The following is a 26,472-nucleotide window of genomic DNA, read 5'->3' on the forward strand; positions in this document are numbered from 1 at the left end:
CGAACGCCCTTGTGATCTGAAGCCGCGATCGGATACACGCCGGGTAACACAACTGGCAGTCCGTCACGTCGGCACCATCCCGCGCTCAGTCAAGACGGGAAAGGCCGCCGGGAAAGCAAATCGCAGGGGAGCAACGAGAGGCAGATGCGGACGGTGCGGACGATCACCCGATCACCCTGGAGCCTCGCCGCCCTCGGCGCTTTGCTCAGCTCGACTTCCGGTGCGCTCGCCGCCGGCTTCGGACAGCCGGTGCCGTGGGAGATGAGCCGGCAGATCCCGGTCACCGAGAACGCGCGCGACATCCTCAGCTTCGAGATCGGCCTGCATTGGCTCTCGCTGGTGATCTCGGTCTTCGTGCTCGGCCTGATTCTCTGGTGCGTCTTCCGCTTCAACGAGAAGACCAACCCGACCCCCTCGCGTACCACCCACAACACCGCCATCGAGATCGCCTGGACCATCGTGCCGGTGCTGATCCTGGTCGCCGTCGCGATCCCGTCCTTCCGTCTGCTGCGCACGCAGCTTGCGGATCCGAAGGCCGACATGATCGTGAAGGTCATCGGCCACGCCTGGTACTGGTCCTACGAGTATCCGCAGACCGAAGCCGGCGGCGGCTTCACCTTCGATGCCAACATCGACGAGGACAAGCAGCCCCGCCTGCTGCAGACGGACAACGAGATGGTCGTGCCGCTGGGCAAGATCGTGAAGATCCAGGTCACGGCGGCGGACGTGCTGCATTCCTGGGCGATGCCGGCCTTCGGCTTCAAGATCGACGCCGTGCCGGGCCGCCTGAACCAGATGTGGTTCCGGGCCGACAAGGAAGGCACCTTCCACGGCCAGTGCTCGGAGCTCTGCGGCCAGCGCCACGCCTACATGCCGATCGTCGTGCGCGTGGTCAGCGAGCAGGCCTACGCCGACTGGCTGAAGGAAGCCAAGACCAAGTACGCCCGCATCGACACCGGCACGAGCTTCGCCGAGGCGCGCTGAGCTCCGGCTGACCGAACAGAACCCGTCAGATCCACAAGGCACCCGAATCCATGGCTACAGCCGCAGCCCATGCCGAGGCCCACGAGGTCCACGACCACAAGCCGTCGTTCTTCGCCCGGTGGTTCCTGTCGACGAACCACAAGGACATCGGCACCCTCTACCTACTCTTCGCCTTCTGCGCCGGCATGATCGGCGCGTTCCTCTCCTTCGGCATCCGGATGGAGATGGAGCAGCCGGGGCTGCAGTACTTCTCGAATCCGGCGACCTACAACGTGTTCGTCACCGGCCACGGCCTCATCATGGTGTTCTTCATGGTGATGCCGGCCCTGATCGGCGGCTTCGGCAACTGGTTCGTGCCCCTCATGATCGGCGCGCCCGATATGGCGTTCCCGCGCATGAACAACATCTCGTTCTGGCTCACGGTGGCGGGCTTCTGCTCCCTGCTGTGCTCGCTGTTCGTCGAAGGCGCTCCGGGCGCGTCCGGCGCCGGCACCGGCTGGACCGTCTACCCGCCGCTCTCCACCGCCGGCCATCCCGGCCCGGCCGTCGACTTCGCGATCTTCGCCCTGCACCTGTCGGGAGCGGGCTCGATCCTCGGGGCGATCAACTTCATCACCACGATCCTGAACATGCGCGCCCCGGGCATGACGCTGCACAAGATGCCGCTCTTCGCCTGGGCCGAGCTGGTCACCGCCTTCCTGCTGCTGCTGTCGCTGCCGGTGCTGGCGGGCGCCATCACGATGCTGCTCACCGACCGCAACTTCGGCACGACCTTCTTCGACCCGGCCGGCGGCGGTGACCCGATCCTGTATCAGCACCTGTTCTGGTTCTTCGGTCACCCCGAAGTGTACATCATGATCCTGCCGGCCTTCGGCATCGTCTCGCACATCATCTCGACCTTCTCGCGCAAGCCGGTCTTCGGCTACCTCGCGATGGCCTACGCGATGGTGGCGATCGGCGTCGTCGGCTTCGTCGTGTGGGCCCACCACATGTACACGGTCGGCTTGTCCCTGCAGACGCAGTCCTACTTCGTGTTCGCCACCATGGTGATCGCGGTTCCCACGGGCGTGAAGATCTTCTCCTGGATTGCCACGATGTGGGGCGGCTCGATCCGCTTCACCGCCGCGATGCACTGGGCGGTGGGCTTCATCTTTCTGTTCACCGTCGGCGGCGTGACCGGCGTGGTGCTGGCGAACTCCGCGGTCGATAAGTACCTGCACGACACCTACTACGTCGTGGCACACTTCCACTACGTGCTGTCGCTGGGTGCGGTGTTCATCATCTTCGCCGGTATCTACTATTGGTTCCCGAAGATGACCGGGCACATCATCCCGGAATGGGCCGGCAAGCTGCACTTCTGGCTGGCCTTCATCGGCGCCAACGTCCTGTTCTTCCCGATGCACTTCCTCGGGCTGGCCGGCATGCCGCGTCGTTACGCCGACTACCCGGACGCCTTCGCGGCCTGGCACAGGGTCTCGACCTACGGCGGCCACATCTTCGGCCTCAGCATGTTCGTCTTCGTGATCGGCGTCGTGCTGGCCTTCCGGTCCAAGGAGCGGGCAGCGGACAACCCGTGGGGTGAAGGCGCGACCACTCTCGAGTGGACGCTCCCCTCCCCGCCGCCATTCCACCAGTTCGAGACGCTGCCCCGCATCGTCGACGAGCCGGGCGCGCACTGATCCACATCTGCGAGGGCCGCATCCGCGGCCCTCGCCCTTCCCAGGAAGCCGCGACGGCGACTTCCCGGCAAGGGCGATGAAGATGGGCGAACCGCACGGGCTGCGTGTTCCGCTCGCGCCTTCCCTTGGAACTAATCGATTTCGAAACGCGACCCGGCCGTGACGCGCGTGGCCGGGCGCCGGGACCAACAGCGGCAGACGCGATGACGAGCCTGACGAACACGATCGGACCGGACGTCCCCGCCCCGGCCTTCACGGCCGTCGGCGGCGACGTGCCGGACTATTTCGCGCTGCTTAAGCCGCGGGTCATGGTCCTCGTCATCTTCACCGCCCTGGTCGGAATGGTCGTCTCGCATGGTCACGTCCAGCCGGCGATCGGCGTGATCTCGCTGCTGGCCATCGCGGTCGGGGCCGGCGCCTCCGGTTGCCTCAACATGTGGTGGGACGCGGATATCGACGCCGTGATGACCCGGACGGCGCAGCGCCCGATCCCGGCCGGCCGGATTTCCTCCGAAGAGGCGCTCGGCTTCGGGCTGTTCCTGTCGGTGGCGTCCGTTCTGGTGTTGGGCTTGGCCGCGAACTGGCTCGCCGCCGGGCTGCTGGCCTTCACCATCGTGTTCTACGCGGTGATCTACTCGATGTGGCTGAAGCGGGCGACCGCCCAGAACATCGTCATCGGCGGCGCCGCCGGCGCCCTGCCGCCGGTGATCGGCCAGGCGGTGGTCTCCGGCTCGGTCGGGATCGAGTCCCTGGTCCTGTTCGCGATCATCTTCATCTGGACGCCGCCGCATTTCTGGGCGCTGGCCCTGATCAAGGCCGAGGAATATGCCCGCGCCGGCATCCCGATGATGCCCAACGTCGCCGGCCCCGCCTCCACCCGCCGGCAGATCGTCTGGTACTCCGTGTTCCTGGCGCCGCTCGGCCTCGTGCCGGTGGCCCTCGGCTTCGGCGGCCTGCTCTACGCGGTGATCGGCGTGGTCGGCGGCCTCGGCATGCTGGCCTTCAGCGTCCGCGTCCTGAAGAACCGCGAGGGCGAGGCCGAGAAGCGCGCCGCCATGGGCATGTTCGGCTTCTCGATCCTCTACCTGTTCGCGCTGTTCTCGGCGTTGCTCGCCGAGCAGAGCTTCGGCCTGTTTCGGCCGCTGGTCTGAACCGCCATGCCGGATCCAGAGGTCCCGTATCGCCAGCTCACGCCCCAGGAAGAAGCGCGCCGCCGGAAGCGTTCGATCGCGATCGCTCTGGCCTTGGGGGCCTGGGTGCTGCTGTTCTTCGTGCTGACGATCGTCAAGCTCGGCCCGCAGATCCTCAGCCGTCCGCTTTGAGGAGGCCCCGGTGAGCGCATCCCGTCCCGATCCCACCAGCGGCGCCAGACGGACGGCCATCGCCTGCGCCGGCCTGGCGGTCGGCATGATCGGCCTCGCCTTCGCGTCGGTGCCGCTCTACGACGCCTTCTGCAAGGCGACCGGCTATGACGGCACGCCCCGCCAGGGGCCGGCCCTGACGGCAGCGGCCGCGCGCACCGACGACAGCATGGTGGTGCATTTCGACACCAATGTCGCGCCGGGCCTGCCCTGGAAGTTCGCCCCCGAGGCGAACACCGTCGAGGCGAAACTCGGTGAGACCAAGACGGTCTTCTTCCGGGTCCAGAACACCGGAACCAAGCCGTCCACGGGCGTGGCGACCTTCAATGTCCAGCCCGGCCTGATGGGCGGCTACTTCGTCAAGATCGCCTGCTTCTGCTTCAACGAGCAGACGCTGCAGCCGGGCGAGACGCTGGACGTGCCGGTGGTCTTCTACGTCGACCCGGCCGTGCGGGACGATTCGAACACCGCGCATCTCTCGGAGATGACGCTGTCCTACACCTATTTCGCCTCGAAGAACGGCCAGCCGGTCACTGCGGCGGTCGCGACCACAGGGGCATCGGGCACGAAGCGCGATTTCTGATCGCGAATGCGTGACAACAGAGGTCGGCACCGACTAAGTGTGCGGACAAGCTTGGGCGCTTTCTATCCGGCGCCCGGCCAAGAGCGATTAGGCCGGATGCCGGGAACGGCGCGGGGCGTCAGGGTGAGGAGCGACGGGACGATGGCCGAGGCGCACGCCAAGAATCACGATTTCCATATTCTGAGCCCGAGTCCGTGGCCGCTGATCGGGGCCTTCTCGGGCTTCCTGATGGCCTTCGGCGCCGTGTTCTGGATGAAGAGCCTCCAGATCGGCACCCTGACCCCGGGGCCCTACATCTTCGGCGTCGGCGCCATCGGCGTGCTCTACACCATGTTCTCCTGGTGGAAGGACGTGGCGCACGAGGCCAATTCCGGCGATCACACCCGCGTCGTCCAGCTCCATCACCGCTACGGCATGATGATGTTCATCGCCTCCGAGGTGATGTTCTTCGTCGCGTGGTTCTGGGCCTATTTCGAGGCCGCGCTCTATACCGCCGACCCGATCCAGGCCTCCCGGGTCGAGTTCACCGGCGGGGTCTGGCCACCCAAGGGCATCGAGGCGTTCGATCCTTGGCATCTGCCCCTGCTCAACACGCTGATCCTGCTGACCTCCGGCACGACCGTGACCTGGGCGCACCACGCCCTGCTCCACGGCGACCGCAAGGGCCTGAAATACGGCCTGTGGCTGACGATCATCCTGGGCGTGCTGTTCACCGCCTGCCAGGCCTACGAGTACAGCCACGCCGAATTCGCGTTTGCGGGCAGCATCTACTCGTCGACCTTCTTCATGGCGACGGGTTTCCACGGCGCCCACGTCATCATCGGCACCATCTTCCTGGCGGTGTGCCTGTTCCGCGCCTATGCCGGCCAGTTCACCCCGCGCCAGCATCTCGGCTTCGAATTCGCCGCCTGGTACTGGCACTTCGTCGACGTGGTCTGGCTGTTCCTGTTCGCCGCGATCTACGTCTGGGGTTCGGGCGTCTTCCACGGCGCCGCTCACTGAGCGCCGCCATCCCGTCCCCGCATGGCGGGTCTGTGAAAGGGCGGCTCAGGCCGCCCTTTTTCGTGTTCGACTCGATGGGATCCCCATATCGATAAGGACGGCCGGGCAGCACCGCATATGCGGCTTCCCGGGCCGGTCTGGAGTGTTCACGTGGACCAACGAACCTATCCGCAGCCGCCGCCTGTCCCCACGGGGCTGCGCGGCCGGTGTCCGCGCTGCGGCGAAGGCCACCTGTTCAAGGGCTACCTGACCCTGCGCCCGTCCTGCGAGGCCTGCGGGCTCGACTACGCCAGTTTCGATTCCGCGGACGGGCCGGCCTTCTTCGTGATGTCCATCGTCGGCTTGCTGGTGGTCGGCCTGGCCCTGTGGTTGGAGATCACCTACGAGCCGCCGATCTGGGTCCACGCGCTCGTCGCCGGCACCCTGTCGATCGGCTTGAGCCTGATGCTGGTCCGGCCCCTGAAGGGCATGCTGATCGCCCTCCAATACAGCAACAAGGCCGAGCAGGGACGCTTCGAGCAGTGAGCCGGACCATGCCGCGCGCGGCTGCCTGGCGCGACTTGATCGCGCCCGGCCTCGCGTCCCTGATCGCGTTGACGATTCTGGTCAGCCTCGGGGTCTGGCAGATCGAGCGCAAGACCTGGAAGGAAGACCTGATCGCCCGTATCGTCCGGCAGACCAGGGCCGAGCCGGTGGCGCCGCCCGCGCCTGAGTCCTGGGATCCGGCCCGCGACGAGTTCCGCCACGTGCGCGTCGCCGGCCGCTTCGCCAACGATCGCGAGACCTTGGTCCACGGCCTGGCTGCCGGTGAGACGCCCGGCCGGGCGCTCCAGGGCTACTACGTCATCACGCCGCTGCTGCGGGCGGAGGGCGGTACGGTCCTGATCAATCGCGGCTTCGTGCCGACCGAGCTGAAGGCGCAGGCCGATCGCCGGGACGGCCTGATCGAGGGCACGACCCTCGTGACCGGCATCCTGCGCGCCAGCGAAGCGAGGGGCCTGTTCGTGCCGGAGGCGGATCCGACGCGGGGCGAGTGGTTCAACCGCGATGTCGCCGGCATCGCCGCCGCGCGCGGGATCGCCGAAGCCGCGCCGTACCTGATCGAGGCGGATGCGGTGCCGGGCCAGACCACGTGGCCGCGCGGCGGCCAGCTGAAGGTCGATATCCCTAACAACCACCTGCAATACGCGTTCACGTGGTTCGCCCTGGCGGCCTGCCTGCTCGGTGTCTTCGGCGCGTTCGCCTATCGCCGCTTGCACGATTCCGACGCTGTCCGCACGGTTCGAGAATAAACTCGCATTCGACACCGGGCCGCGCAGAAGAATGCCGCCCGGGCTGGGTTTAAAACGGCACCGCGTTCCTTTGACCTGTCGCGGCCAAGCCGGAATACTTTGCGTGTTCCTATGTGGTCGCGCAAGTCTGCATCTTGTATTCAGTTTGCTGCGATCCTTCGAAGACGCCGCGGAGCAACGCCTCCGCGCGAACGAGGTAGCGCGCCATGACCGTCCGTTTCGTCGAAGACACGCCGCCTGATCCGATCCGTTTTGCCTATTGGGTGCCCAACGTCTCCGGCGGCCTGGTGATCAGCAAGATCCCGCAGCGCACGAGCTGGGACGCCGATTACAACCGCCGCTTGGCACAGATCGCCGAGGAATCTGGCTTCGACTACGCCCTGACCCAGATCCGCTTCACCGCGGGCTACGGCGCCGAATACCAGCACGAATCGGTGGCGTTCAGCCACGCGCTGCTGGCCGCGACCACCCGGCTCAAGGTCATCGCCGCGCTGCTGCCCGGCCCGTGGCATCCCACCCTGGCGGCCAAGCAGGTGGCGACGATCTCGCAACTCACCGGCGGCCGGATCGCCGTCAACATCGTTTCCGGCTGGTTCTCGGGCGAGTTCCGGGCGATCGGCGAGCCCTGGCTCGATCACGACGAGCGCTACCGCCGCTCGGAAGAATTCATCCGCAGCCTGCGGGGGATCTGGACGCAGGACAACTTCACCTTCCGAGGCGATTTCTATCGCTACACGGACTACACCCTGAAGCCGAAGCCGGCCGATCCGCTGCCGGAGATCTTTCAGGGCGGCTCGTCCCGGGCGGCGCGCGACATGGCGGCCCGCGTCTCCGATTGGTACTTCACCAACGGCAACACGCCGGAGAACATCCGCGCCCAGGTCGACGATATCCGCGCGAAGGCCGCCGAGAGCGGCAACCGGCCGCGCATCGGCGTGAACGCCTTCGTGATCGCCCGCGACACCGAGGAGTAGGCCCGCGCCGTCCTTCAGGAGATCATCGACCAGGCCGATCCGGACGCCGTGAAGGCGTTCGGCCACGAGGTGAAGAATGCCGGGAAGGCTTCGCCCGAGGGTGAAGGCAACTGGGCCAAATCCAGCTTCACCGACCTCGTCCAGTACAATGACGGCTTCAAGACTAATCTGATCGGCACACCCGACCAGATCGCCGAGCGGATCCTGGCGCTCAAGGATGCCGGGGCCGATCTCGCGCTCCTGGCCTTCCTGCATTTCCAGGAGGAGGTCGCGTATTTCGGCACTCACGTGATCCCGCGGGTCCGCGCGCTCGAAGCCGCGCGCGAGAAGCGCGCCGAGGCGGCCTGATGGGCCGCCCAAAACCTCAAAACGTTCCCCTACCCTTCCGGAGTGAGCCATGAACATCGCGGTCGATGCGCGCACGCTCGAAACCCAGCCGCGCCAGGGCGTTCCCGGCCTGGCGCGGCCGCCCTCCCCCGCCCACGTGATCCGTGACGATGCCGAGGCGCTGGCGGTGGCCCATCGCCTTGCCGCAAACTTCCGCCTGGGCGCCTCCGAGCGCGACCGGAACCATGCGCGGCCCCTGGCGGAGCTCGATGCCTTTTCCCAGAGCGGCCTGTGGTCGATCAACGTGCCCAGAGCCTATGGCGGCCCGGAGGTCTCCTACAAGACCCTGGCGCAGGTGATCGCGATCATCTCGGCCGCCGACCCGGCGATCGGACAGATCGCGCAGAATCACCTCGGCATCGTCGCGGCGATCCGGACGGTCTCGGACGAACCGCAGAAGCGGCTGCTGTTCGGGGAGGTCCTGCGAGGCACACGGTTCGGCAACGCCTTCTCCGAGCGGGGGACCAAGCGCGCCGCCGATTTCGACACCCGCTTCACCGATCACGGCGACCACGTGATCGTGCGCGGCCAGAAATTCTACGCGACCGGGGCGCTGCTGGCGCATCTAGTGCCGATCGTCGCCCTCGATGCCGAGGGCCGGGCCTGGTACGCCATCGCCGAGCGGGACGCACCGGGGCTGACGGTGATCGACGACTGGTCCAGCTTCGGCCAGCGCGGGACCGCAAGCGGCACGGTGCTGATCGAGGATGTCCGGGTCGAGAAGACCCACCTGGTGCCGGCCTGGAAGGGCTACGAGGCGCCCAGTGCGGACGGGGCGATCTTCCAGATCATCCAGGCGGCGGTCGATGCCGGCATCGGCCGTGAGGCCTTGGACGACACAATCCGCTTCGTGCGCGAGAAGGCGCGGCCCTGGATCGATAGCGGGCAGGAGCGCGCCTCCGACGACCCCTACACGATCCAGGCGGTCGGCGACCTCACCATTCGCCAGCACGCGGCTGAAGCCCTGCTGGACAAGGCTGGGCTCGCCCTCGACGCCGCGGTCGCACAGCCGGATGCGGAGAGCGTCGCCGCCGCGCAGCTCGCCGTCGCCGAGGCAAAGGTGCTGACCACGGACGTCGCTCTGGCCGCCTCCAACAAGCTCTTCGAATTGTCCGGCACCCGCTCGACGCTGGCCGCCGAGAATCTCGACCGGCACTGGCGCAATGCCCGGACCCACACTCTGCACGACCCGGTTCGCTGGAAGGTCGCCATCATCGGCAACCACGCGCTGAACGGTGTGGCGCCGCCGTTCCACGCCTGGAGCTAGACGCTTCCCCTGACGTCCGACTGCCGGGTTTCAGGCGCAGACCCATCGACCTAAAGCCTGTGGCAGCGTCCCGGATTCGAATGCCGGGACGCCGCTTCCCTTGCGGGCCGAGGTTGGCGTGCGCCACCGACTGCCGCCTGGATCAGAGAACCGGCAGGCCGCGGGCCTTGGCCTCCTCGCCGGGCTCGACATGGATCGTGACGACCGCCCCGGGGATCGTGGTCTCCAGGGCGCTTTCCAGCCGGTCGCAGATGGCGTGCGAGGCCTCGACGGTCATGCTGCCCGGGACCACGAGGTGGAAATCGATGAACGTCGCTTGGCCCGCCGACCGGGTCCGGACGTCATGGGCCTCCAGGGCGCCCTCCCCGTGGCGGGAGATGAGTGAGCGGATCTCACAGACCATTTCGGGCGGCGCAGCCCGATCCATCAGGCCGTCGACCGATTCGCGCACCATCCGGAAGCCGGACCACAGGATGTTGAGCGCGACGAGGCCGGCCACCGCCGGGTCGAGGATCGGATAGCCGGTCAGCCAGACCGCAGCGACGCCGACGAGCACGCCGCAGGATGTTACGACGTCGGCGAAGACGTGGCGCGCATCGGCGATCAGGGCCGGCGAGCGCCATGCCCGCCCCCAGCGCATCAGCGCCCAGGCCCAGGCGGCGTTGATGGCGCCGGCCCCGAGGTTGATCGCCAGGCCCAGGGCCGGTGCGTCGAGGGGCTTCGGGGCCAGCATGCCGAAATAGGCCTCCCGCAGGATCAGGACCGCGGCGACGACGATGAGCGCCCCCTCGATCACTGCCGAGAAGAATTCGGCCTTGTGGTGGCCGTAGGGATGCTCCGCGTCGGCGGGGCGTGCCGCCACCCGCAGCGCGACGAATGCACCGATCGCCGCGACCACGTTGATGATGCTCTCGAGGGCGTCCGAGTACAGCGCCAGGCTGTTGGTCAGCCACGCCGCGTAGAATTTGAGCCCGGTCACCACGAGGCCGATGCCGGCGCTGAGGAGGGCTGCTTTCTGGGTCCGGTCCATGGGTGCGCCGATCACGAGACGACGTGCCCATACGGGATGCAGCTTGCCTCAGGCCACGGCAAAGCTTCGACGCTGCCGAATGAGTCTTAGCTTCGGCTATGCCTCATTCGGCCGAGGCGCCGGGTCGCGGGCTGCCTCGCGCTGGCGGCTCCGCTCGGCCTTGCCTCGCGCCTCCGTGGCCTTGCGCAAGAAGCGGCGCTTCTGCCACGCGAAGCGCGTGGATGCCGCGATCGTCTCCAGGCGCGCCGCCTCGCGGTCCCAATAGCCGACGAGCTGTCCGTCAAGGGTCACGCGTGCGGGGCGGCTGGTCCTGACCATGGTGCTCAGTCCTGCGGGGAAGCCGGCTCGCCGGTCTCGGCCACGATCAGCGCGTCCGCATCGCCTTGGAAGCTCCCGGTCCCGGAATTCGGCACCGGCACGGCCGGGCTGCCGAAGGGCTCGCTCGGATAGGCCTCCTCGAACTTGGATCGGGCGCCGGCCGGATCGTCGGCCTTGAGAACGATCTGTTCGGTGCCAGGCAGCGGCCAGCGCGGGTCGGCTGCATCGCGGGGTCGCACGGCGTACCAGGACATCGTTCGGGCGTCTCCCGCGTCGGTGAGGCGAGAACCGGCGGGGCGCGAACCGGTTCCGAGGTTGAAACCGCATGCCGTTCGGTGCAGGCAGCCGGCGATGCGCGTGGACCTGTTCGATTTCGAGTTGCCGGAGAGCTGCATCGCCCTGCGTCCGGCCGAGCCGCGCGATGCCGGGCGGCTCCTCGTCGTGCGCCCGGGCGAGGCGCTGGCGGATCAAACCGTCCGCGGCCTGCCCGGGGCGCTCCGATCCGGCGACGCCCTGGTCTTCAACGACACGAAGGTGATCCCGGCGCGGCTCAACGGCGTGCGCACCCGCCCCGGCGCCCCCGGCCAGCGCACCGAGGTGATGCTGCACCTGCGCGAGGCACCGGCGCGCTGGCGGGCCTTCGCCCGGCCGGCCAAGCGGCTGACTGTGGGCGATGCGCTTCAGTTCGGCGACCTTCGCGCCACCGTGTTCGAGAAGGGCGAGGCCGGCGAGATCACCCTCGATTTCGATCGGGCCGGGGCCGCCCTCGACGCCCAGATCGCCCTCGAAGGCGCCCTGCCGCTACCGCCCTACATCGCCGGCAAGCGCCCCACCGACGCCCGCGACGCCACCGACTACCAAACGATCTATGCGCGCCATCCCGGCGCCGTGGCAGCCCCGACGGCAGGGCTGCATGTCTCGGACGATCTGCTTGCCGCGCTCGACGCCGCCGGCCTGCACCGGCACCACGTCACCCTGCATGTCGGCGCCGGGACTTTTTTGCCGGTCAAGGCCGACGATACCGAGGACCACCGGATGCATGCGGAGATCGGCATCCTCGATGCCGACACGGCCGCTGCCCTCAACGCCGTCCGGGCCGCCGGCGGTCGGATCGTCGCCGTGGGCACGACGGCCCTGCGCCTCCTGGAGAGCGCCGCGAGCCCCGACGGCACGCTCGCGGCCTTCTCGGGGCCGACCGACATCTTCATCACGCCCGGCTACCGGTTCCGCGCGGTCGACGCGCTGGTGACGAACTTCCACCTGCCGCGCTCGACCCTGTTCATGCTGGTCTCGGCCTTCTCGGGCCTCGACACGATGCGGACGGCCTACGCGCACGCGATCCGAAGCGGCTACCGCTTCTACTCCTACGGCGACGCCAGCCTGCTGTTCCCGGGCCCGCGCGCGGACATGCCATGACCGAGACCGTGCCCTTCGGCTTCACCCTGCACGGGCAGGACGGCACCGCCCGGACCGGCGAGATTGCGACGCCGCGCGGAAACATCCGCACGCCGGCCTTCATGCCAGTGGGGACCGCCGCCACCGTCAAGGCGATGTATCCCGGTCAGGTCCGGGAGCTGGGCGCCGACGTGGTGCTGGGCAACACCTACCACCTGATGCTGCGCCCAGGCCCCGAGCGGATGGCGCGGCTCGGCGGCCTGCACCGGTTCATGAACTGGGACCGGCCGATCCTCACCGATTCCGGCGGCTTCCAGGTGATGTCGCTCTCGGCCCTGCGGAAGATCGACGAGCAGGGGGTGACGTTCCGCTCGCATATCGACGGCACCGCCCACCACATGAGCCCGGAGCGCTCGATCGAGATCCAGGGCCTGCTCGGCTCCGACATCCAGATGCAGCTCGACGAGTGCGTGCGCCTGCCCGCCGAGCACAAGGCGATCGAGAAGGCGATGCACCTGTCCCTGCGCTGGGCCGAGCGCTGCCGGGTCGCGTTCGGCGAGCAACCCGGCAAGGCGATGTTCGGCATCGTGCAGGGCGGCGACGTGCCGGCGTTGCGCGTCGAGAGCGCCCGCGCCCTGACCGACCTCGACCTGAAGGGCTACGCGGTCGGCGGCCTCGCGGTCGGCGAGCCGCAAGCAGTGATGTTTGCCATGATCGAGACCGTGGAGCCGCACCTGCCGCAGGCGAAGCCGCGCTACCTGATGGGCGTCGGCACGCCGGACGACATCCTGGGCGCCGTCGCCCGGGGCATCGACATGTTCGACTGCGTGATGCCGACCCGGGCCGGCCGCCACGGTCTCGCCTATACCAGGAACGGCCGGGTCAACCTGCGCAACGCCCGACACGCCGAGGACACGGCGCCCCTGGACGAGACCTCGACCTGCCCGGCCGCGCGGGACTATTCCCGGGCCTACCTGCATCACCTCGTCCGGTCGAACGAGATCCTGGGGATGATGCTGCTGACCTGGAACAACCTCGCCTATTATCAGGACCTGATGGCCGGCGCCCGGGCCGCGATCCGGGACGGGCGGTTCACGGATTACTGCGGCGCCACCCGCGAGGGCTGGGCACGGGCCGAGCGCGCGGCAGCTGGCTGAACCGGCGTTACGGGTGCGCAAGGATTCGGTAGGCGCCGTCTGGGTCGTCGGCGCCGGTGCTGACGGACGCTTTCAGGGCGGCCACGATTCGTGCGGCTACCGGCAAGCGGTAATGCAGCGCGTCCCAGTAGTTCGTGTCCTGCGTGGTCACGGTCGAGGGCATGCGGAAATCCACCACGACGGCACCGCGTTTCGCGCCGATCTCCGCGACGCGGGCCTTGCAGGCCGCCTCCCGCCGTCCGGCCGGTGTTCCAGGAGCGCCTTGCGCCGCTGCGTGCACCGGCATGAAGGCGACGAGCTTCAGGGCACCCGCCGGGATTGTTTCGAGGAGCGCATTGAGCCGTGCCAGCGCCGGCATGGGGGCGTCCGGCGGGTCTGAGGTTGCCGCCGGATCGAGGGTGCCGGCCCGGATATGGACGCGGGCGCGCGCGGGATCGTACAGCGCCTCGGGCGGCGTGAAGACCGCGTAGCCGTCGGGGCGGATCCGCGGCCGTGCGAGGCCGAGGCGCGCAAGCGCGGTCTGCGCGGCGATCGTGACCGAGCGCAGGCTGACCTGCCGCAGCACGCCCCAGGGCGCTCCGGTCTCGTAGAGCCAGTCCGGAAAGGCGTTGGCGCTGCGGGCCGGCGGATCGGCGGCGCACCAGGTCGTGTCGAGGCCGAACAGGACCGCCTTCACCGGCCGATGCGCGAGGAACAGATCGGCCAGGCGGATCTGCTCGTCCGGCGTCGCTGCGTTCATCGCGAGGTTGGCGAAGCGCGCATCGAAGGCGGCATCGAGCGCGTCCGGGTCGAGCAGCCTGGCCGTCGAGGTGCCGAACACGGCCGCGTCGAACGGGCCACCGCGGGCGATCTGTGGATAGGAGAGCCGCTGGTTCGTGTCCATGATCGGCCCCGGCGGATGTCCGGGCGCCGCGCGCAGACCGTAGGGGTCCAGACCCGCGAGACTGCCGATGATGGCGAGGCCGAGCAAACCGGCGGCGATCAGAAAGAGCTGGGTGAAGCCGACCCACGCGGCGGGCGGGGTTTCGACTTCGATGGGAGAGGCTGGCGATTTCGGGGCCATAGGCTGGCCGCATACCCGCTTCGATCGACGCCGTCGCGCTGATTCAGAAAGCGGACTCAAGTATACGCCACGCGTCACCGGCCTGTGGCAACGAAAGCGATCAGCAAAAGCGGGAAGACCTGTACTCCGCGAAGGAGCTTGGTCGGAGTGGCAGGATTTGAACCTGCGACCCCCACGTCCCGAACGTGGTGCGCTACCAGACTGCGCTACACTCCGAAGGCCGGTTTGCGTGTCCGCAACTGCCGGCAGCGGGCTTATAGCTGCGCCTTTCCCGGACCGCAAGGCCGGTGTTGGGCTTTCAGCGAAGGCGGCTCGGCCAACCTGGTTCAAGATGCCGAAACGCGATCCCGGCCGCTGCGCAGCGCACCGCGACCGTTGCGGCGTAGCCCGGTCCGCACGCGATGTCGGCCAGCGTCAAGGCGCCGCCCTGGGCCATGCGCAGAAGGCGCGGGGAAGCGGGCGGGACGCTGACGCTGAAGCGGTCCAGGGGCAACGACAGGCCGGTGCCCAGAGCCTTCACCACGGCTTCCTTGCGGGTCCACAGGCCGAAGAAGGCGATCTCGATGTCCTCCGGTGCTTGCGCCGCAAGGGACGCCGCCTCGTCGGGTGCGAAATGCGAGCGGGCAATGCGCAGGGCATCCGCGATGGGCCGGATCTCCTCGACATCGACGCCGATGGCCGCCCCGCGCACTAGGCCAACCAGGGCGCGTCCGCCGGAATGGGACAGGTTGAAGTCGAGGGCGCCACGCGCGGAGCCGGCGAGTTCGGGCTTGCCGGCGGCGCCGGCCTCCAGGCGGATCTCGGCAGGCGCGAGGCCCAAAGCCTCGCCGAGGATCAGCCGGAGCGCCGCGTGGCTCGCCTGGTAGCGCACCCGGTCGGCCGGTCGCAGGAATCGCGCAGCGCGACAGCGCTCGTCGGCATCGAGAACGGCCCCGCAGCGATCGAGCTGTTCCGGCGACGGTGCGAGATCGACGATCCAGATCTCGGCCGCGCTCACGCGACGCCTCGCGGCTTCTGGGCGTACGACGTAGTCTGCTCGGGACGAGGCGGCACGGGTTCGGATCCGGTGATGGCGGGATGAGGAGCATCGTCGTGCGGCACCGGACCGGCAAGGGCATCCGGGCTTGAGCGCAGGCTCGCGTCGCGGATGGCTGCCAACCCCGAGCCTGGCCGGGCGGCGAGCCTGCTACGGCGTGTTCTTCGCGACCTACCTCTACCAGGGCCTGATCGCCGGATTCTCCCTGACCGCCTTGGCCAATCACCTCGCGGCGCGCGGCGTCCCGGCCACCGAGGTCGGACTTCATTTCGCCCTGGCCGGGCTGCCCTGGACGCTCCAGCCGATCCTGTGGGGGCCGCTGGTCGATCGATCGGCGCAGCGCCGCATGGGCCGGCGACGGCCCTTCGCGGTGGCGGCGATCCTCGGATGCCACGCGACGATCGCCCTGATGCTGCTCCTCGACGCCGACCAGGTCGGCCTGCTCGGCCTTGCCTTCCTGGTCCACAGCCTGTTCGCCTCCCTGCTCGACACCGCCTGCGACCGGATGATCATGGATCACGTCCCCGCGGCCGAGCTCGGCCGGGTCAGCGCGTGCACGCGGGCCGGGTTCGTCGCCGGGACCAGCCTCAGCGCCGGTTTGCTCGGCTGGACGCTCTCCCGCTACGGGCTCACGGTGAGCCTGTCCGGCCTGCTCGCGTCCGGCGTCCTGGCGAGCCTGCCGATGCTGCTGGTGCGCGAGGCGCCCGCCGACGCGCTGATGGATTTCGGCCGACGCGGCCCGGCTCCGCGGCGCGTCCCGTTCCTGCGCTTCCTGCGCCGCCTCGTCCTCGCGTTGCGGCGGAAGCGAGCGCTGCAGCTGCTCGCCCTGTGCTTCGGTCTCGATGCGGCCCTCGGGCTGTTCGAGCTGCCGTTCTCGGTCGATTTGCTCCAGGGCCGGGGCTGGGACGCGGCTGCCCTGTCGCGCCTTCAGGCGGGTCTTGCGCTGGTGAGCGGGACGGCGGGCGCCTTCGCGATCGGAGTCTGGTCGGACCGGGCCGGCCCGGTGCGGCCTCTAAGACTCCTGCTTCTGGCGAGCGCGTCGACCTTCGTGCTGGCCGGCGTCCTGATCGCCGCGGGTCTGCTGCGGTCGGCGGCGCCGCTGATCCTGGCGCTCACCAACGCTCTGCCGGGACTGCTGATCGTCGCGCTGATGCCGGCGCTGCTCCAGGCGAGCCGCGGGCGTGCCGGCGCAGCGACGCAGTTCGAGGTCTACATGGCCGCGATGAATCTCGGCTCGGTCGCCGGCACCGTGCTGTCGGGTTGGCTCGCCCCGGTGATGCCGCTGGCCGTCCTGAGCGCCGTGGTGGCCGCGGTGTTCCTCGGCGCCTTCCTGCTGGTCGGCCGCGGCGATCTGCTCGCGCCCCGCGGCTGAGGGATATGGGGACGCCGCGCCGCAGCCGACTCCCGCGGCGTGCGCGATGCGCTAGAACGCCCCCATGCCAGCCGCGAAACCCGATACGCCCGAGCTCGACCTCACCGCCGAGGAGGCGCGCACCGAGCATGCGCGGCTCTCCGAGGCGATCCAGGAGGCCGACCGACTCTACCACCAGGAGGACGCGCCCGAGATCTCGGACGCTGATTACGACCGCCTGCGCCGTCGGCTGGAGGACATCGAGACCCGTTTCCCCGATCTCGCCGGGACCGGTGCGGCCAGCACATCGGTCGGCGCCAAGCCCTCGGAAAAGTTCGCCAAGGTGCGGCACGCCGTGCCGATGCTGTCGCTGGGCAACGCCTTCGATCCGGAGGAGGTCGCCGAGTTCGTGGCCCGGGTCCGCCGCTTCCTGGGCTGGTCCGAGGACGCGCCCCTCGCCTTCACGGCCGAGCCGAAGATCGACGGCCTGTCGCTGTCGCTGCGCTACGTGAACGGCAAGCTGGAGACGGCGGCGACCCGCGGCGACGGCGAGGTCGGCGAGAACGTCACGGCCAATGCCCGCACCGTGAACGACATCCCAGCTGTGTTGGCAGGCACCGGCTGGCCGGAGATCTGTGAGGTGCGCGGCGAGGTCTACCTGTCGCACGCCGATTTCGCCGCGATCAACGCCCGCCAGGAGGCGGCCGGCAAGCCGCTCTTCGCCAACCCGCGCAACGCCGCCGCCGGCAGCCTGCGCCAGCTCGACCCCGGGATCACCGCCTCCCGACCCTTGAAGTTTTTCGCCTATGCCTGGGGTGAGCTCTCGGCACCGATCGCCGAGACGCAATCCGGCGTCCTTGAGCGCTTCGCCGCCTGGGGTCTGCCGGTGAACCCGCTCACCCGGACCTTCACCGACATCGAAGCGATGCTCGGCCATTACCGCCGGATCGAGGCGGACCGGGCCGGGCTCGGCTACGACATCGACGGCGTCGTCTACAAGGTCGACGACCTCGCGCTGCAGAAGCGGCTCGGCTTCGTCTCGCGCTCGCCCCGCTGGGCGCTGGCCCACAAATTCGCCGCCCAGGAGGCGACGACATTGGTCGAGGACATCGTCATCAATGTCGGCCGCACCGGCTCGCTCAACCCGCTGGCGAAGCTGAAGCCGGTGACGGTGGGCGGCGTGGTCGTCTCCAACGCGACGCTCCACAACGAGGGCTACGTGAAGGGTGTCGGCGGCGACGGCGAGCCGATCCGCGACGGGCGCGACATCCGCGTCGGCGACACGGTCACGGTGGTCCGGGCCGGCGACGTGATCCCCAAGGTGATGGATGTCGACCTCACCAAGCGACCGGCGGATTCGCAGCCCTTCGCCTTCCCGGAGACTTGCCCGGCCTGCGGCAGCCGCGCCGTGCGGGCGATCAACCCGCGCACCGGCCGCCCCGACGCGATCCGGCGCTGCACCGGCGGCCTGATCTGCCCGGCGCAGGGGGTGGAGCGGCTGAAGCATTTCGTCTCGCGCAACGGCTTCGACATCGAGGGCTTCGGCGAGACCTATATCGAGGTGCTGTTCGAGGCCGGCCTGGTGCGCCAGCCCGCCGACCTGTTCCGGCTCGATTTCGAGACCCTGAAGGCCGCCGTCGTGGCGCGGCGCGAGGCGCTCTCGGCGGAGCGGCGCGCCGAGGCCGGGGCGCCCGAGCCGCCCAAGAAGGCCGCCAAGAAGAAGGGCGAGGAGGAAGACAAGGCGATCAAGAACCTGCTCGCCGGGGTCGAGGGCCGCCGGACGGTTCCGATGAACCGCCTGCTGTTCGCGCTGGGCATCCCGCAGATCGGCGAGGCCACCGCCAAGGCTTTGGCCAAGCGGTTTCCCGACATGCCGTCGCTGATCGCGGCGATCACGGAGGCGGCCGCCGTGCAGCCGGGACCGGACTGGGTCGAGCTGCGGTCCGTGGACAGGATCGGCGACACGACTCGGGGCCGGCTGCTCGATCTCGGCTTCCCCGACGACGCGCCCTCCGATGCCCCGCGTGCTCGCCTCAGCGCCCCCCAACGGGAAAACCTCCTCCAGCATTACGGCGGTGCCGATGCCTTGCGGGCCGCCCTCGCCCGGGCCGCCGCGCAGAAGCCCGGCGACGCCTACCGGCTGTTTGCCGATGACGGCGAGATCGGCCCGGTGGCGACCGACGCGCTGATCCTGTTCTTCTCCGAGCCGCACAATGCCGATGCGGTCGCGGCCCTGCTCGCCGAAGTGACGGTCGAGGCGATGGAGCGCCCGGCCGCGGCCTCCGCGTTCGCTGGCAAGACCTTAGTCTTCACCGGCACCCTGGAGAAGATGACCCGCAACGAGGCCAAGGCGGTGGCCGAGCGGCTCGGTGCGAAGGTCTCGGGCTCGGTCTCGGCCAAGACCGACCTCGTGGTCGCGGGCCCCGGGGCCGGCTCGAAGCTGAAGGACGCCGAGAAGCACGGCGTCCGGGTGGTGTCGGAGGACGATTGGCTGGGAATGGTCGCGCAGGGTTGAAGCGCGACTCCCGGGGCTTTAGACCGCTTGGGAACACCCCGAGAACGTTCCCCGGCATGGTCCACCCGCGATGACGGTCCTGGCCCTCGACTTCGAGACGGCCAACGAGCGGCGCGACAGCGCCTGCGCGGTGGGGCTCGCCTGGATCGCGGATGGGCGGATCGTGCGGCGGGAAAGCCACCTGATCCGGCCACCGGAGATGCGGTTCTCCCCGGGCAACATCCGGGTCCACGGCATCCTGCCGGCCAATGTCGCCGATCAGCCGGACTTCGCAGGCGTCATGGCGCCCTATCTCGACGACCTGACCAGCGGGTTGATCCTCGCGCACAACGCCAGCTTCGACATCGGCGTGCTGCGCGCCGGCCTGGCCCGGGCCGGCCTGCCGGTGCCGGCCCTGTCCTATCTCTGCACGGTCCAGATCGCCCGACGGGTGTTTCCGGCGCCGGAGGGCTGCGGCCTCGGCAAGGTCGCCCGGCGCCTCGGCATCCGCTTCGAGCACCACGATGCGGGCGAGGATGCCTATGCCTGCGCGGCCATCGCCCTGGCGGCCATGCGCGAGACCGAGACGCCGGACGTCCACGGCCTCGCCGCGGCGATCGGTGTCCCGGTCACCCGGGTGACGGGCGGACCGTCCCTCCCCCGCCGGGCTCCGGGGGCGATCAGCGACCGGGCGCTCGCCGCCTTCCCGGCCGCGCCCTCGGCGCTCAGCTTCGCGATCCGGGGCTCGACCGGCAACCGATACAGCGTCGTGCTGGAAGAGCGGCCCGGCGGCCCGCAGCTGCGCTGCACCTGCACGGCCGGCCGCTACGGCATGCGCTGCCGCCACGTGAAGGCGCTGGAGGTCGGCGACATCACCGATCTTCTGTCCGACAACGTCAACGACGTGGAGCTGCTTGCCCGGATGCTCGGCGCGAAGGTCCGCGTCGCTTGACGAGGATCAGGCTGCCGCGAGGCAGGTCCGGAACGCCGCGACCGCGCGCGCGACGTCGCTCGAACCGATATGCCGGTGCGTCACCAGCCGCAGGCACCGCTCACCCAGCGGGCGGGTCAGGATCCCGGCCGCTTCGAGATCGTCCACCCAGCAGGCGCTGTCGCGGCCGGTCCCGGTGAGGTCGATCTGAACGATGTTGGTTTGCGGGTGGCTCGCCGAGAGGCGCGGGCCGAGCGTGTTCAGGCTGTCGCTGAGCTGGCGTGCCGTCGCATGATCCTCGGCGAGCCGGGCGCCCATCGCGGTCACCGCTTCCAGGCCGGCCGCCGCCAGGATCCCGATCTGGCGCTGCGTGCCGCCGAGCATCTTCCGGAGGCGCCGCGCCTCGGCGATCACGGCGGCGGGACCGGCAAGGATCGCGCCCGCGGGTGCGCTGAGGCCCTTCGACAGGCACAGGGACACCGTATCGACCTGCGCGGCGATCTCCGCAGGCGTCACTTCGAGATGCGCCGCCGCATTGAACAGGCGCGCGCCGTCGAGATGGACCGGGATGCCCCTCGTCCAGGCGAGGCCGGCCACCGCCGCCATGTGGAGCAGCGGCAGCACGGCGCCGCCCGCCGCATTGTGCGACGTTTCCAGCGCGACCATCGCGGTCCGGAGCGGGCTGGCGCCGGGCCGCAGAGCGTCTTCCAGTTGGTTGAGGTCCATGGCCCCGTCCGTGCCCGGGAGACCGAACAGGAAGGTGCCCGTGAAGGTCGCCGCGCCGCGCTCGGTGTTGACCATGTGGGCCCGCGCTTCGAGCAGGATCTGCTCGCTGCGCTGGACCTGCGCCAGGATCGCCAGCAGGTTCGCCATGGTGCAACTCGGCACGAACAGGCCGGCTTCCTTGCCGAGGATGTGGGCCGCGGTGACCTCCAGCGCGCGCGCGGTCGGGTCGCCTTCGAGCCCGTCATCGCCGAGCGGGGCCTCGCGCATGCGCTCGTACATCGCCTCGGTCGGACGCGTGACCGTATCGCTGCGCAAGTCGACCACGTCGGGCCGCATACCGGATTCCTCGGGCATCATGATCTCGGACAAAAGGTGGGCAGGATCTATCAATAATCGGCCTCGTCGCCGGAATCGGTCGGCTTGGCGAGCGCCCGCTTCAGCACGTCGCTCATCGGCAGGTCGAGGTTGATGCCCTTCGGCGGCAGCGGCGACTGGAAGTACTTCGTGTAGAGTTGGGCGACGGTGCCGTCCTGGATCATCTCGATCACGGCCTTGTCGACCGCGGCCTTGAAATCTGGATCGTCCTTCGGCTCCAGGATGCCGTAGGGCGAGAATTCCAGCCCCTTATCGCCGATCTTGTAGTCCGATGGGTCCTTGGCGCCCGCCACGGTGGCATGGGCCAGGGCGTCGTCGTTGATCATGCCGGCGGCGCGCCCGCTGGCCAAGAGTAGAAACACCTCGCCGGTATCCTTGGCCGGCATGATCCGGAGATCGAGGTTGTCGCGCACGTTGATCCGTGTGGCGACCCGCTGGGTTTCGCCGCCGGCCTGAGCCGAGATTGCCTTCCCGCGGAAGGACGCGAGATCGTTCACGTCGAACGGCGTTTCCTTCCGCGCAGTCAGCACCACCTGCGCTACGAAGGTCGTCGGCGCGAAGGCGACGAGCTTGTGCCGTTCCGGCAGGTTGCTCGCCGTGCCGCATTCGAGATCGATCGTGCCGTTGTTGATCAGCGGAATCCGGGTCGCGGACATCACCGGGACGTGGCGGACATCGAGCTTCGGCAGGCCGAGGGCGCGTTTCAGCTTCTCGGCGACGTGCTCGCATATCTCCACCGAATAGCCCATCGGCTTCGCGTTGCCGTCGAGGAAGCCGAATGGGGGCGACGCATCCGGAAATCCGAGGCTGATCTGCCCCAGGGACCGGAGCTTATCGAGACGTCCCGAACCTTCAGCGGACGACGAGGCAGTTGTTCCGACCGACAACAGGGAGGCCAGCAGCAACGGAATCCTGTTCAACACCCCTGCACTCCACTGGTGGACGCCGACCCAGATTCGCTTCAGCGAGGCCTGCACCGTGCGGGAGTCGAGCGTAGACTCCCCGGCTTGCCGGAGAATGTTTATCCTGCGTGCGCCGACCGGCGTCCAATTCCGATTTCCCTGCGGACCATGCGGATCTGATATGGCGCAGCGGCGCATGACCTTCCGGCATATCGAAGCGTTCCGCGCCGTGATGGCCGCAGGTTCGATGACCGAGGCGGCCCGGCAGCTCCACACTTCGCAGCCGCAGGTGAGCCGACTGATCGCCCAGCTCGAGGCAATGACTGGCCTGCCCCTGTTCGATCGCAGCGGCAGCCGCCTGTCGCCCTCGCTAGACGGCATGCGCTTCCACACCGAAGTCGACCGGGCCTTCGTGGGCCTGACCAGTCTGGAGGCGGCGGCCACCCGCATCCGCGCCTTCGGGGCCGAGCGGCTGCGGGTCGCCGCCATGCCACGGCTGGCCGGAGGCCTGCTCTCCCGCGCGGTGGCGCGCTTCAAGACCGCGCACCCGGACGTGATCGTAGCGATCCATTCCGGCGACGACGAGACCGTGAACAGGTGGGTGTCCAGCGGCTTCTGCGACGCCGCGCTGACGATGATCTACGGCGACGCCCCGGATTCCCGGCTCGAACACGTGCTGACGATGGATTGCGTCGCCGTCCTGCCGCCGGACCATCCGCTCGGCGCCCGCGCCAGTCTCAGGCCCGAGGATTTTCGCGGGTTCCCTTTCGTGGCCTCACCGCTCGCGAGTGCGCTACGCGCCCGGATCGATGCGGTGTTCCACACGGCGGGGGTCGAGATGACGATCACCGCGGAGGCCGGGCTCGGCTCCGCGATCTGCACTCTTGTCTCGGCCGGCCTCGGCGTCAGCCTGATGAACCCGCTGGCGGCCTACGAAGAGGCTAAGGTCTCGCCGATCCTGATCCGGCCGTTCGCGCCGGCTCTGCCGGTGCGGTTCGCGCTGCTGTTCCCGCCCGATCATACGCGGGGGCGACTGATGCGGGCGTTCGGCGCCTGTGCGCGGGCCATGATGCTGGAGGAACTCGCCCGTCTGCCGGGTGCCGCGGCGCAGGCCGTTCCCGAGGCGATCGGGAACGGCTCTCAGGCCTTGGTCTGAGGCGTCCGCCAAACCGATCAGGCGGCGCGCTTCTGTTCTCCGTAGAAGGTCCCGCCCCGCTCGGCCATGGCCGCCAAGGTGTCGGGCACCCGGAAGCGGGGGCCGTGCTTGACCTCCAGGCCGCGAGCGAGCGCCACGAAGGACGCCGTGCCCATGAAGTCGATGTAGGACAGGGTGCCGCCGGTGAACGGTGCGAAGCCGAAGCCCAGGATCGAGCCGACATCGGCCTCTCGGGGATCGGTGACCACACCTTCGCCGACGGTGCGGGCGGCCTCCAGCGCCTGCACAACCAGGAGCCGCTGCTTCAATTCGTTGAAGTCCACCGCCTCCGGGTCGAGACGGTTGGGCTGCAGCTCCGCCAGGCCCGGCCAGAGGCGCTTGGGCGCGCCCTCGGGATAATCGTAGAAGCCCTTGCGGTTCTTGCGCCCGAGCCGGCCTTGGCCCTCGACCAGGGCGGTGAGGATCGTTTTCTGGGCCGGATCGACCGCCCCCTCCCCCACCTGCGCCTCGGTGGCCTTGGCGATCTTGAGCACGAGGTCGAGGGCGACCTCGTCGTTGAGCGACAGCGGTCCGACCGGCATGCCGGCCTGGCGCCCGGCGCTCTCGATCATCGCGGGCGGCACGCCCTCGGCTAGCATCTTGTGGCCTTCGAGGATGTAGGCGCCGACGCAGCGGTTGGCGAAGAAGCCGCGGGCGTCGTTCACGACGATCGGGGTCTTCTTGATCAGCCGCACGTAGTCGAGGGCGGTGGCCAACGCCGCATCGCCCATGGCCTCGCCCTTGATGATCTCGACCAGCATCATCTTCTCGACGGGCGAGAAGAAGTGGATGCCAACGAACCGGTCCGGCCGCTGCGCGCTCTTCGCCAGGCCGGTGATCGGCAGCGTCGAGGTGTTGGAGGCGAAGATCGTGTCGGGGCCGATCACCGCCTCGACCTTCTGGATCACCTCGGCCTTGACCTTCGGATCCTCGAACACCGCCTCGATCACGAGGTCGCATCCGCTGAGCGTGGCGTAATCCGCCGTGGTGGTGATCCGGCCGAGCAGTGCGTCGCGATCGGCGGTCTTGGCGCGGCCCTTGTTGATCTGGCCGGTGATCAGCGTGTGGGCGTAGGCCTTGCCCTTCTCGGCGGCCTCGATCGACTGGTCGACCAGCACCACTTCGAGTCCGGCCTGGGCGGTGACGTAGGCGACGCCGGCACCCATGAAGCCGGCGCCGATCACCCCGACCCGCCGCAAGTTGGTGGCCGGCACGTCCTTCGGCCGGCGGGCGCCCTTGTTCAACTCGCCCATGGAGATGAACAGCGTGCGGATCATCGCCGCCGCCTCCTTCGAGCGCAGGATATGCGCGAAGTAGCGGCTCTCGACCCGCAGGGCGAGGTCCATGGGCAGCTGCAAGCCCTCGTAGACCGAAGCCAGGATCGCCTTGGCGGCCGGGTAATTGTTGTGGGTCTCCCGGCGGTAGATCGCGTTGGCGGGCGGCCAGATCATCATGCCGGCGGGCGAGTAGACCTTGCCGGAGGGCGCCTTGAACTTCGGCACGTCCCAGGGGGCGACCGCGGAGCCGCCCTCGCGGATCCAGGCCTTGGCGCGCTCAACGATCTCGGCCTGCGGCGCGACCGCGTGAACCAACCCCATGCCCTTGGCCATCGGGGCGCGGATCTGCTCGCCCTTGAACAGCATCTGGAGCGCGTCGCCGGTCTGCATCAGCCGGGCGACCCGCTGGGTGCCGCCGCCGCCCGGGAACAGCCCGACCTTGATCTCCGGCAGCCCGACCCGGGTCTTGGCATCGTCCGAGGCGACCCGGTGGTGGCAGGACAGGGCCAACTCGAAGGCGCCGCCCAGGCACAGGCCCTGGATCGCCGCGGCGAACGGCTTGCCGCAGGTCTCGAGCCGGCGGAACAGCAGCGAGAGCCGGCGCGACGCCTCGAAGAAGTGGCGCATGGCCACCTCCTCACCCTGCTCGGCTTTCAACTGCTCGTAGGCCCGGCCGAGCCCCTGCAGCATGGTGAGATCGGCCCCGCCGGAGAAATTGTCCTTGCCGGTGGCGATGACGCAGCCCTTGATCGCGGCGTCCGAGGCGACCTGCTCGATGATCTGCTCGAGCTGATCCATCACCGCCTCGGTGATCACGTTCATCGACCGGCCGGGCATGTCCCAGGTCGCCACCGCGACGCCGTCGGCGTCGGTCTCGAAGCGGAAATCCGTCAGCGTCATGGTGCCGTCCTCCCAGGATCTCGCCGTCGAACCGCCGGCGATCTTACGGTGCAGTTGCTTCGAGCGCCGCCGCGCCCGATCCGCCGGTTGGGGGGAACCGACGGACCCGGTACAGGGCGAAGGACACGGGCTGCCGGACTGATGCTGTTCCCGGCATCCGGTGCGGTTGGGTTTCGCCCCCCCGGGCGGCCGCGCGCGGGGGGGCGGCACGGGCTACTTCGGCGCCGGAGCGGGCGGGGCTATCGGCGGCGGGACCGGCGGCGCGCCGGTCTTGGGCGTGTTGTCGGTGGCCGCAGCCACCGCCAGCATGTTGAGCAGCTTGGTGACCGAGTTCTGCGAGATCGCCGTCACCGCGGAATTGGGATCGGCGTTCATCGTCTGGAACTTGAGGTAGGTCGGGTCGGCGTAGATCTCGTCCAGATGCTTCAGCTCGGCGAGCGTGAACTTCTGGGCGTATTCCTTCGACAGTCCCTCGACCATGATGCCGCGCTGTTTCTCGAACTCGTCGGTGAGTTCCTTGCGCACGGCCTCGGCGCGCGATTCCGGCATCGGCGCCACGGTCTTCTCCAGGGCGACGTTGAAGCCGGTCTGGAGGTTCTTGATCAGGGTCTTGTTCACGAGCGAGGTCGCCTCGGCGACGCGGTCCGACGCTTCGTCGGCGTGCGCAGCAAGCGGCAGGCTCAAGGAGACGCCCAGGCAGAGCGTCGCAATCAGGCGGTTCAAGGGCTCAACTCCCATCTTTTTATCGTTCGGCCCGGATTCGGGGCGATCGTCGCCCGGGCCTCTACCAGCG

At 69.0% G+C, this 26,472-nt stretch carries 24 protein-coding genes, 1 tRNA gene and 1 pseudogene; 16 read left to right on the forward strand and 10 right to left on the reverse strand.

The window, feature by feature from the left end; translation table 11 throughout:
* Positions 1-144: 144 nt before the first annotated feature.
* From coxB to MKL09_RS15990, 10 genes and pseudogenes are all read left to right on the forward strand, one after another.
* A complete protein-coding gene (coxB, locus tag MKL09_RS15945; RefSeq protein WP_244021637.1) occupies positions 145-984 on the forward strand; it encodes a cytochrome c oxidase subunit II in 840 nt (279 codons plus the stop codon).
* 50 nt (positions 985-1,034) lie between these two features.
* Positions 1,035-2,663, forward strand: a complete 1,629-nt coding sequence (gene ctaD, locus MKL09_RS15950; RefSeq protein ID WP_244021638.1) for a cytochrome c oxidase subunit I — start codon at positions 1,035-1,037, stop codon at positions 2,661-2,663.
* A gap of 203 nt (positions 2,664-2,866) precedes the next feature.
* On the forward strand, positions 2,867-3,814 hold the full coding sequence (locus MKL09_RS15955; RefSeq protein WP_244021640.1) for a heme o synthase: 948 nt from the start codon (positions 2,867-2,869) through the stop codon (positions 3,812-3,814).
* A 6-nt stretch (positions 3,815-3,820) separates the two neighbouring features.
* Complete coding sequence (locus tag MKL09_RS15960; protein ID WP_244021642.1) at positions 3,821-3,985, forward strand: hypothetical protein; 165 nt, start codon at positions 3,821-3,823, stop codon at positions 3,983-3,985.
* Positions 3,986-3,995: 10 nt separating this feature from the next.
* Complete coding sequence (locus tag MKL09_RS15965; RefSeq protein WP_244021644.1) at positions 3,996-4,607, forward strand: cytochrome c oxidase assembly protein; 612 nt, start codon at positions 3,996-3,998, stop codon at positions 4,605-4,607.
* Between the two features lie 141 nt (positions 4,608-4,748).
* Positions 4,749-5,609 carry a cytochrome c oxidase subunit 3 gene (locus tag MKL09_RS15970; protein ID WP_244021646.1) on the forward strand — a complete coding sequence of 287 codons (861 nt, stop codon included), beginning with the start codon at positions 4,749-4,751 and terminating at the stop codon, positions 5,607-5,609.
* A 117-nt stretch (positions 5,610-5,726) separates the two neighbouring features.
* Positions 5,727-6,134: a DUF983 domain-containing protein gene (locus MKL09_RS15975; protein ID WP_279605900.1), complete on the forward strand. Its 408-nt coding sequence runs from the start codon at positions 5,727-5,729 to the stop codon at positions 6,132-6,134.
* 8 nt (positions 6,135-6,142) lie between these two features.
* A complete protein-coding gene (locus MKL09_RS15980) occupies positions 6,143-6,901 on the forward strand; it encodes an SURF1 family protein (protein ID WP_244021649.1) in 759 nt (252 codons plus the stop codon).
* 206 nt (positions 6,902-7,107) lie between these two features.
* Positions 7,108-8,223, forward strand: a pseudogene (sfnG, locus tag MKL09_RS15985) (dimethylsulfone monooxygenase SfnG).
* Between the two features lie 49 nt (positions 8,224-8,272).
* Entirely contained in the window at positions 8,273-9,529 is a 1,257-nt protein-coding gene (locus MKL09_RS15990; RefSeq protein WP_244021651.1) for an SfnB family sulfur acquisition oxidoreductase, read from the forward strand.
* A 142-nt stretch (positions 9,530-9,671) separates the two neighbouring features.
* On the opposite strand, the gene MKL09_RS15995 is transcribed toward MKL09_RS15990, so the two are convergent.
* The 3 genes from MKL09_RS15995 to MKL09_RS16005 all read right to left on the reverse strand — a co-directional run bounded on the left by MKL09_RS15995 (position 9,672) and on the right by MKL09_RS16005 (position 11,131).
* Complete coding sequence (locus MKL09_RS15995; protein WP_244021653.1) at positions 9,672-10,559, reverse strand: cation diffusion facilitator family transporter; 888 nt, start codon at positions 10,557-10,559, stop codon at positions 9,672-9,674.
* 96 nt (positions 10,560-10,655) lie between these two features.
* Positions 10,656-10,877 carry a hypothetical protein gene (locus MKL09_RS16000; RefSeq protein WP_244021655.1) on the reverse strand — a complete coding sequence of 74 codons (222 nt, stop codon included), beginning with the start codon at positions 10,875-10,877 and terminating at the stop codon, positions 10,656-10,658.
* Positions 10,878-10,882: 5 nt separating this feature from the next.
* Positions 10,883-11,131, reverse strand: a complete 249-nt coding sequence (locus MKL09_RS16005; RefSeq protein WP_244021657.1) for a hypothetical protein — start codon at positions 11,129-11,131, stop codon at positions 10,883-10,885.
* 97 nt (positions 11,132-11,228) lie between these two features.
* Here MKL09_RS16005 and queA point away from each other — a divergent pair, with 97 nt between their 5' ends.
* Together queA and tgt are read left to right on the forward strand one after the other, a co-directional pair.
* On the forward strand, positions 11,229-12,293 hold the full coding sequence (gene queA / locus MKL09_RS16010; protein ID WP_244021659.1) for a tRNA preQ1(34) S-adenosylmethionine ribosyltransferase-isomerase QueA: 1,065 nt from the start codon (positions 11,229-11,231) through the stop codon (positions 12,291-12,293).
* Positions 12,290-13,429, forward strand: a complete 1,140-nt coding sequence (tgt, locus tag MKL09_RS16015) for a tRNA guanosine(34) transglycosylase Tgt (RefSeq protein WP_244021668.1) — start codon at positions 12,290-12,292, stop codon at positions 13,427-13,429. The genes queA and tgt overlap by 4 nt, the downstream gene beginning before the upstream one ends.
* A gap of 7 nt (positions 13,430-13,436) precedes the next feature.
* On the opposite strand, the gene MKL09_RS16020 is transcribed toward tgt, so the two are convergent.
* From MKL09_RS16020 to MKL09_RS16030, 3 genes are all read right to left on the reverse strand, one after another.
* Positions 13,437-14,570, reverse strand: coding sequence for a hypothetical protein (locus tag MKL09_RS16020; RefSeq protein ID WP_244021670.1), 1,134 nt, complete (start codon positions 14,568-14,570; stop codon positions 13,437-13,439).
* Positions 14,571-14,631: 61 nt separating this feature from the next.
* Positions 14,632-14,708 (reverse strand) — tRNA-Pro (locus tag MKL09_RS16025).
* 82 nt (positions 14,709-14,790) lie between these two features.
* Complete coding sequence (locus MKL09_RS16030; RefSeq protein ID WP_244021673.1) at positions 14,791-15,489, reverse strand: 4'-phosphopantetheinyl transferase family protein; 699 nt, start codon at positions 15,487-15,489, stop codon at positions 14,791-14,793.
* Between the two features lie 127 nt (positions 15,490-15,616).
* Between MKL09_RS16030 and MKL09_RS16035 the strand changes: the two genes are divergently transcribed.
* The 3 genes from MKL09_RS16035 to MKL09_RS16045 all read left to right on the forward strand — a co-directional run bounded on the left by MKL09_RS16035 (position 15,617) and on the right by MKL09_RS16045 (position 20,325).
* Positions 15,617-16,900: an MFS transporter gene (locus tag MKL09_RS16035; RefSeq protein WP_244021675.1), complete on the forward strand. Its 1,284-nt coding sequence runs from the start codon at positions 15,617-15,619 to the stop codon at positions 16,898-16,900.
* Positions 16,901-16,964: 64 nt separating this feature from the next.
* Positions 16,965-19,394, forward strand: coding sequence for an NAD-dependent DNA ligase LigA (ligA, locus tag MKL09_RS16040; RefSeq protein ID WP_244021677.1), 2,430 nt, complete (start codon positions 16,965-16,967; stop codon positions 19,392-19,394).
* Between the two features lie 70 nt (positions 19,395-19,464).
* Positions 19,465-20,325, forward strand: coding sequence for a 3'-5' exonuclease (locus MKL09_RS16045; protein WP_244021679.1), 861 nt, complete (start codon positions 19,465-19,467; stop codon positions 20,323-20,325).
* A gap of 6 nt (positions 20,326-20,331) precedes the next feature.
* On the opposite strand, the gene MKL09_RS16050 is transcribed toward MKL09_RS16045, so the two are convergent.
* Together MKL09_RS16050 and MKL09_RS16055 are read right to left on the reverse strand one after the other, a co-directional pair.
* Complete coding sequence (locus MKL09_RS16050) at positions 20,332-21,384, reverse strand: GntG family PLP-dependent aldolase (RefSeq protein WP_313901187.1); 1,053 nt, start codon at positions 21,382-21,384, stop codon at positions 20,332-20,334.
* A 32-nt stretch (positions 21,385-21,416) separates the two neighbouring features.
* Positions 21,417-22,328 carry an amino acid ABC transporter substrate-binding protein gene (locus MKL09_RS16055; RefSeq protein ID WP_244021683.1) on the reverse strand — a complete coding sequence of 304 codons (912 nt, stop codon included), beginning with the start codon at positions 22,326-22,328 and terminating at the stop codon, positions 21,417-21,419.
* 160 nt (positions 22,329-22,488) lie between these two features.
* On the opposite strand from MKL09_RS16055, the gene MKL09_RS16060 reads away from it, so the two are divergent.
* Positions 22,489-23,463 (forward strand): LysR substrate-binding domain-containing protein, encoded by a 975-nt coding sequence (locus MKL09_RS16060; RefSeq protein WP_244021684.1) that lies wholly within the window; start codon positions 22,489-22,491, stop codon positions 23,461-23,463.
* A 17-nt stretch (positions 23,464-23,480) separates the two neighbouring features.
* On the opposite strand, the gene MKL09_RS16065 is transcribed toward MKL09_RS16060, so the two are convergent.
* A complete protein-coding gene (locus tag MKL09_RS16065; protein WP_244021686.1) occupies positions 23,481-25,679 on the reverse strand; it encodes a 3-hydroxyacyl-CoA dehydrogenase NAD-binding domain-containing protein in 2,199 nt (732 codons plus the stop codon).
* A 213-nt stretch (positions 25,680-25,892) separates the two neighbouring features.
* Complete coding sequence (locus tag MKL09_RS16070; protein WP_244021689.1) at positions 25,893-26,402, reverse strand: hypothetical protein; 510 nt, start codon at positions 26,400-26,402, stop codon at positions 25,893-25,895.
* Between the last annotated feature and the right edge of the window lie 70 nt (positions 26,403-26,472).

Origin of the sequence: Methylobacterium sp. J-048 (genome assembly GCF_022829515.1) — a bacterium.
Lineage (GTDB): Bacteria > Pseudomonadota > Alphaproteobacteria > Rhizobiales > Beijerinckiaceae > Methylobacterium.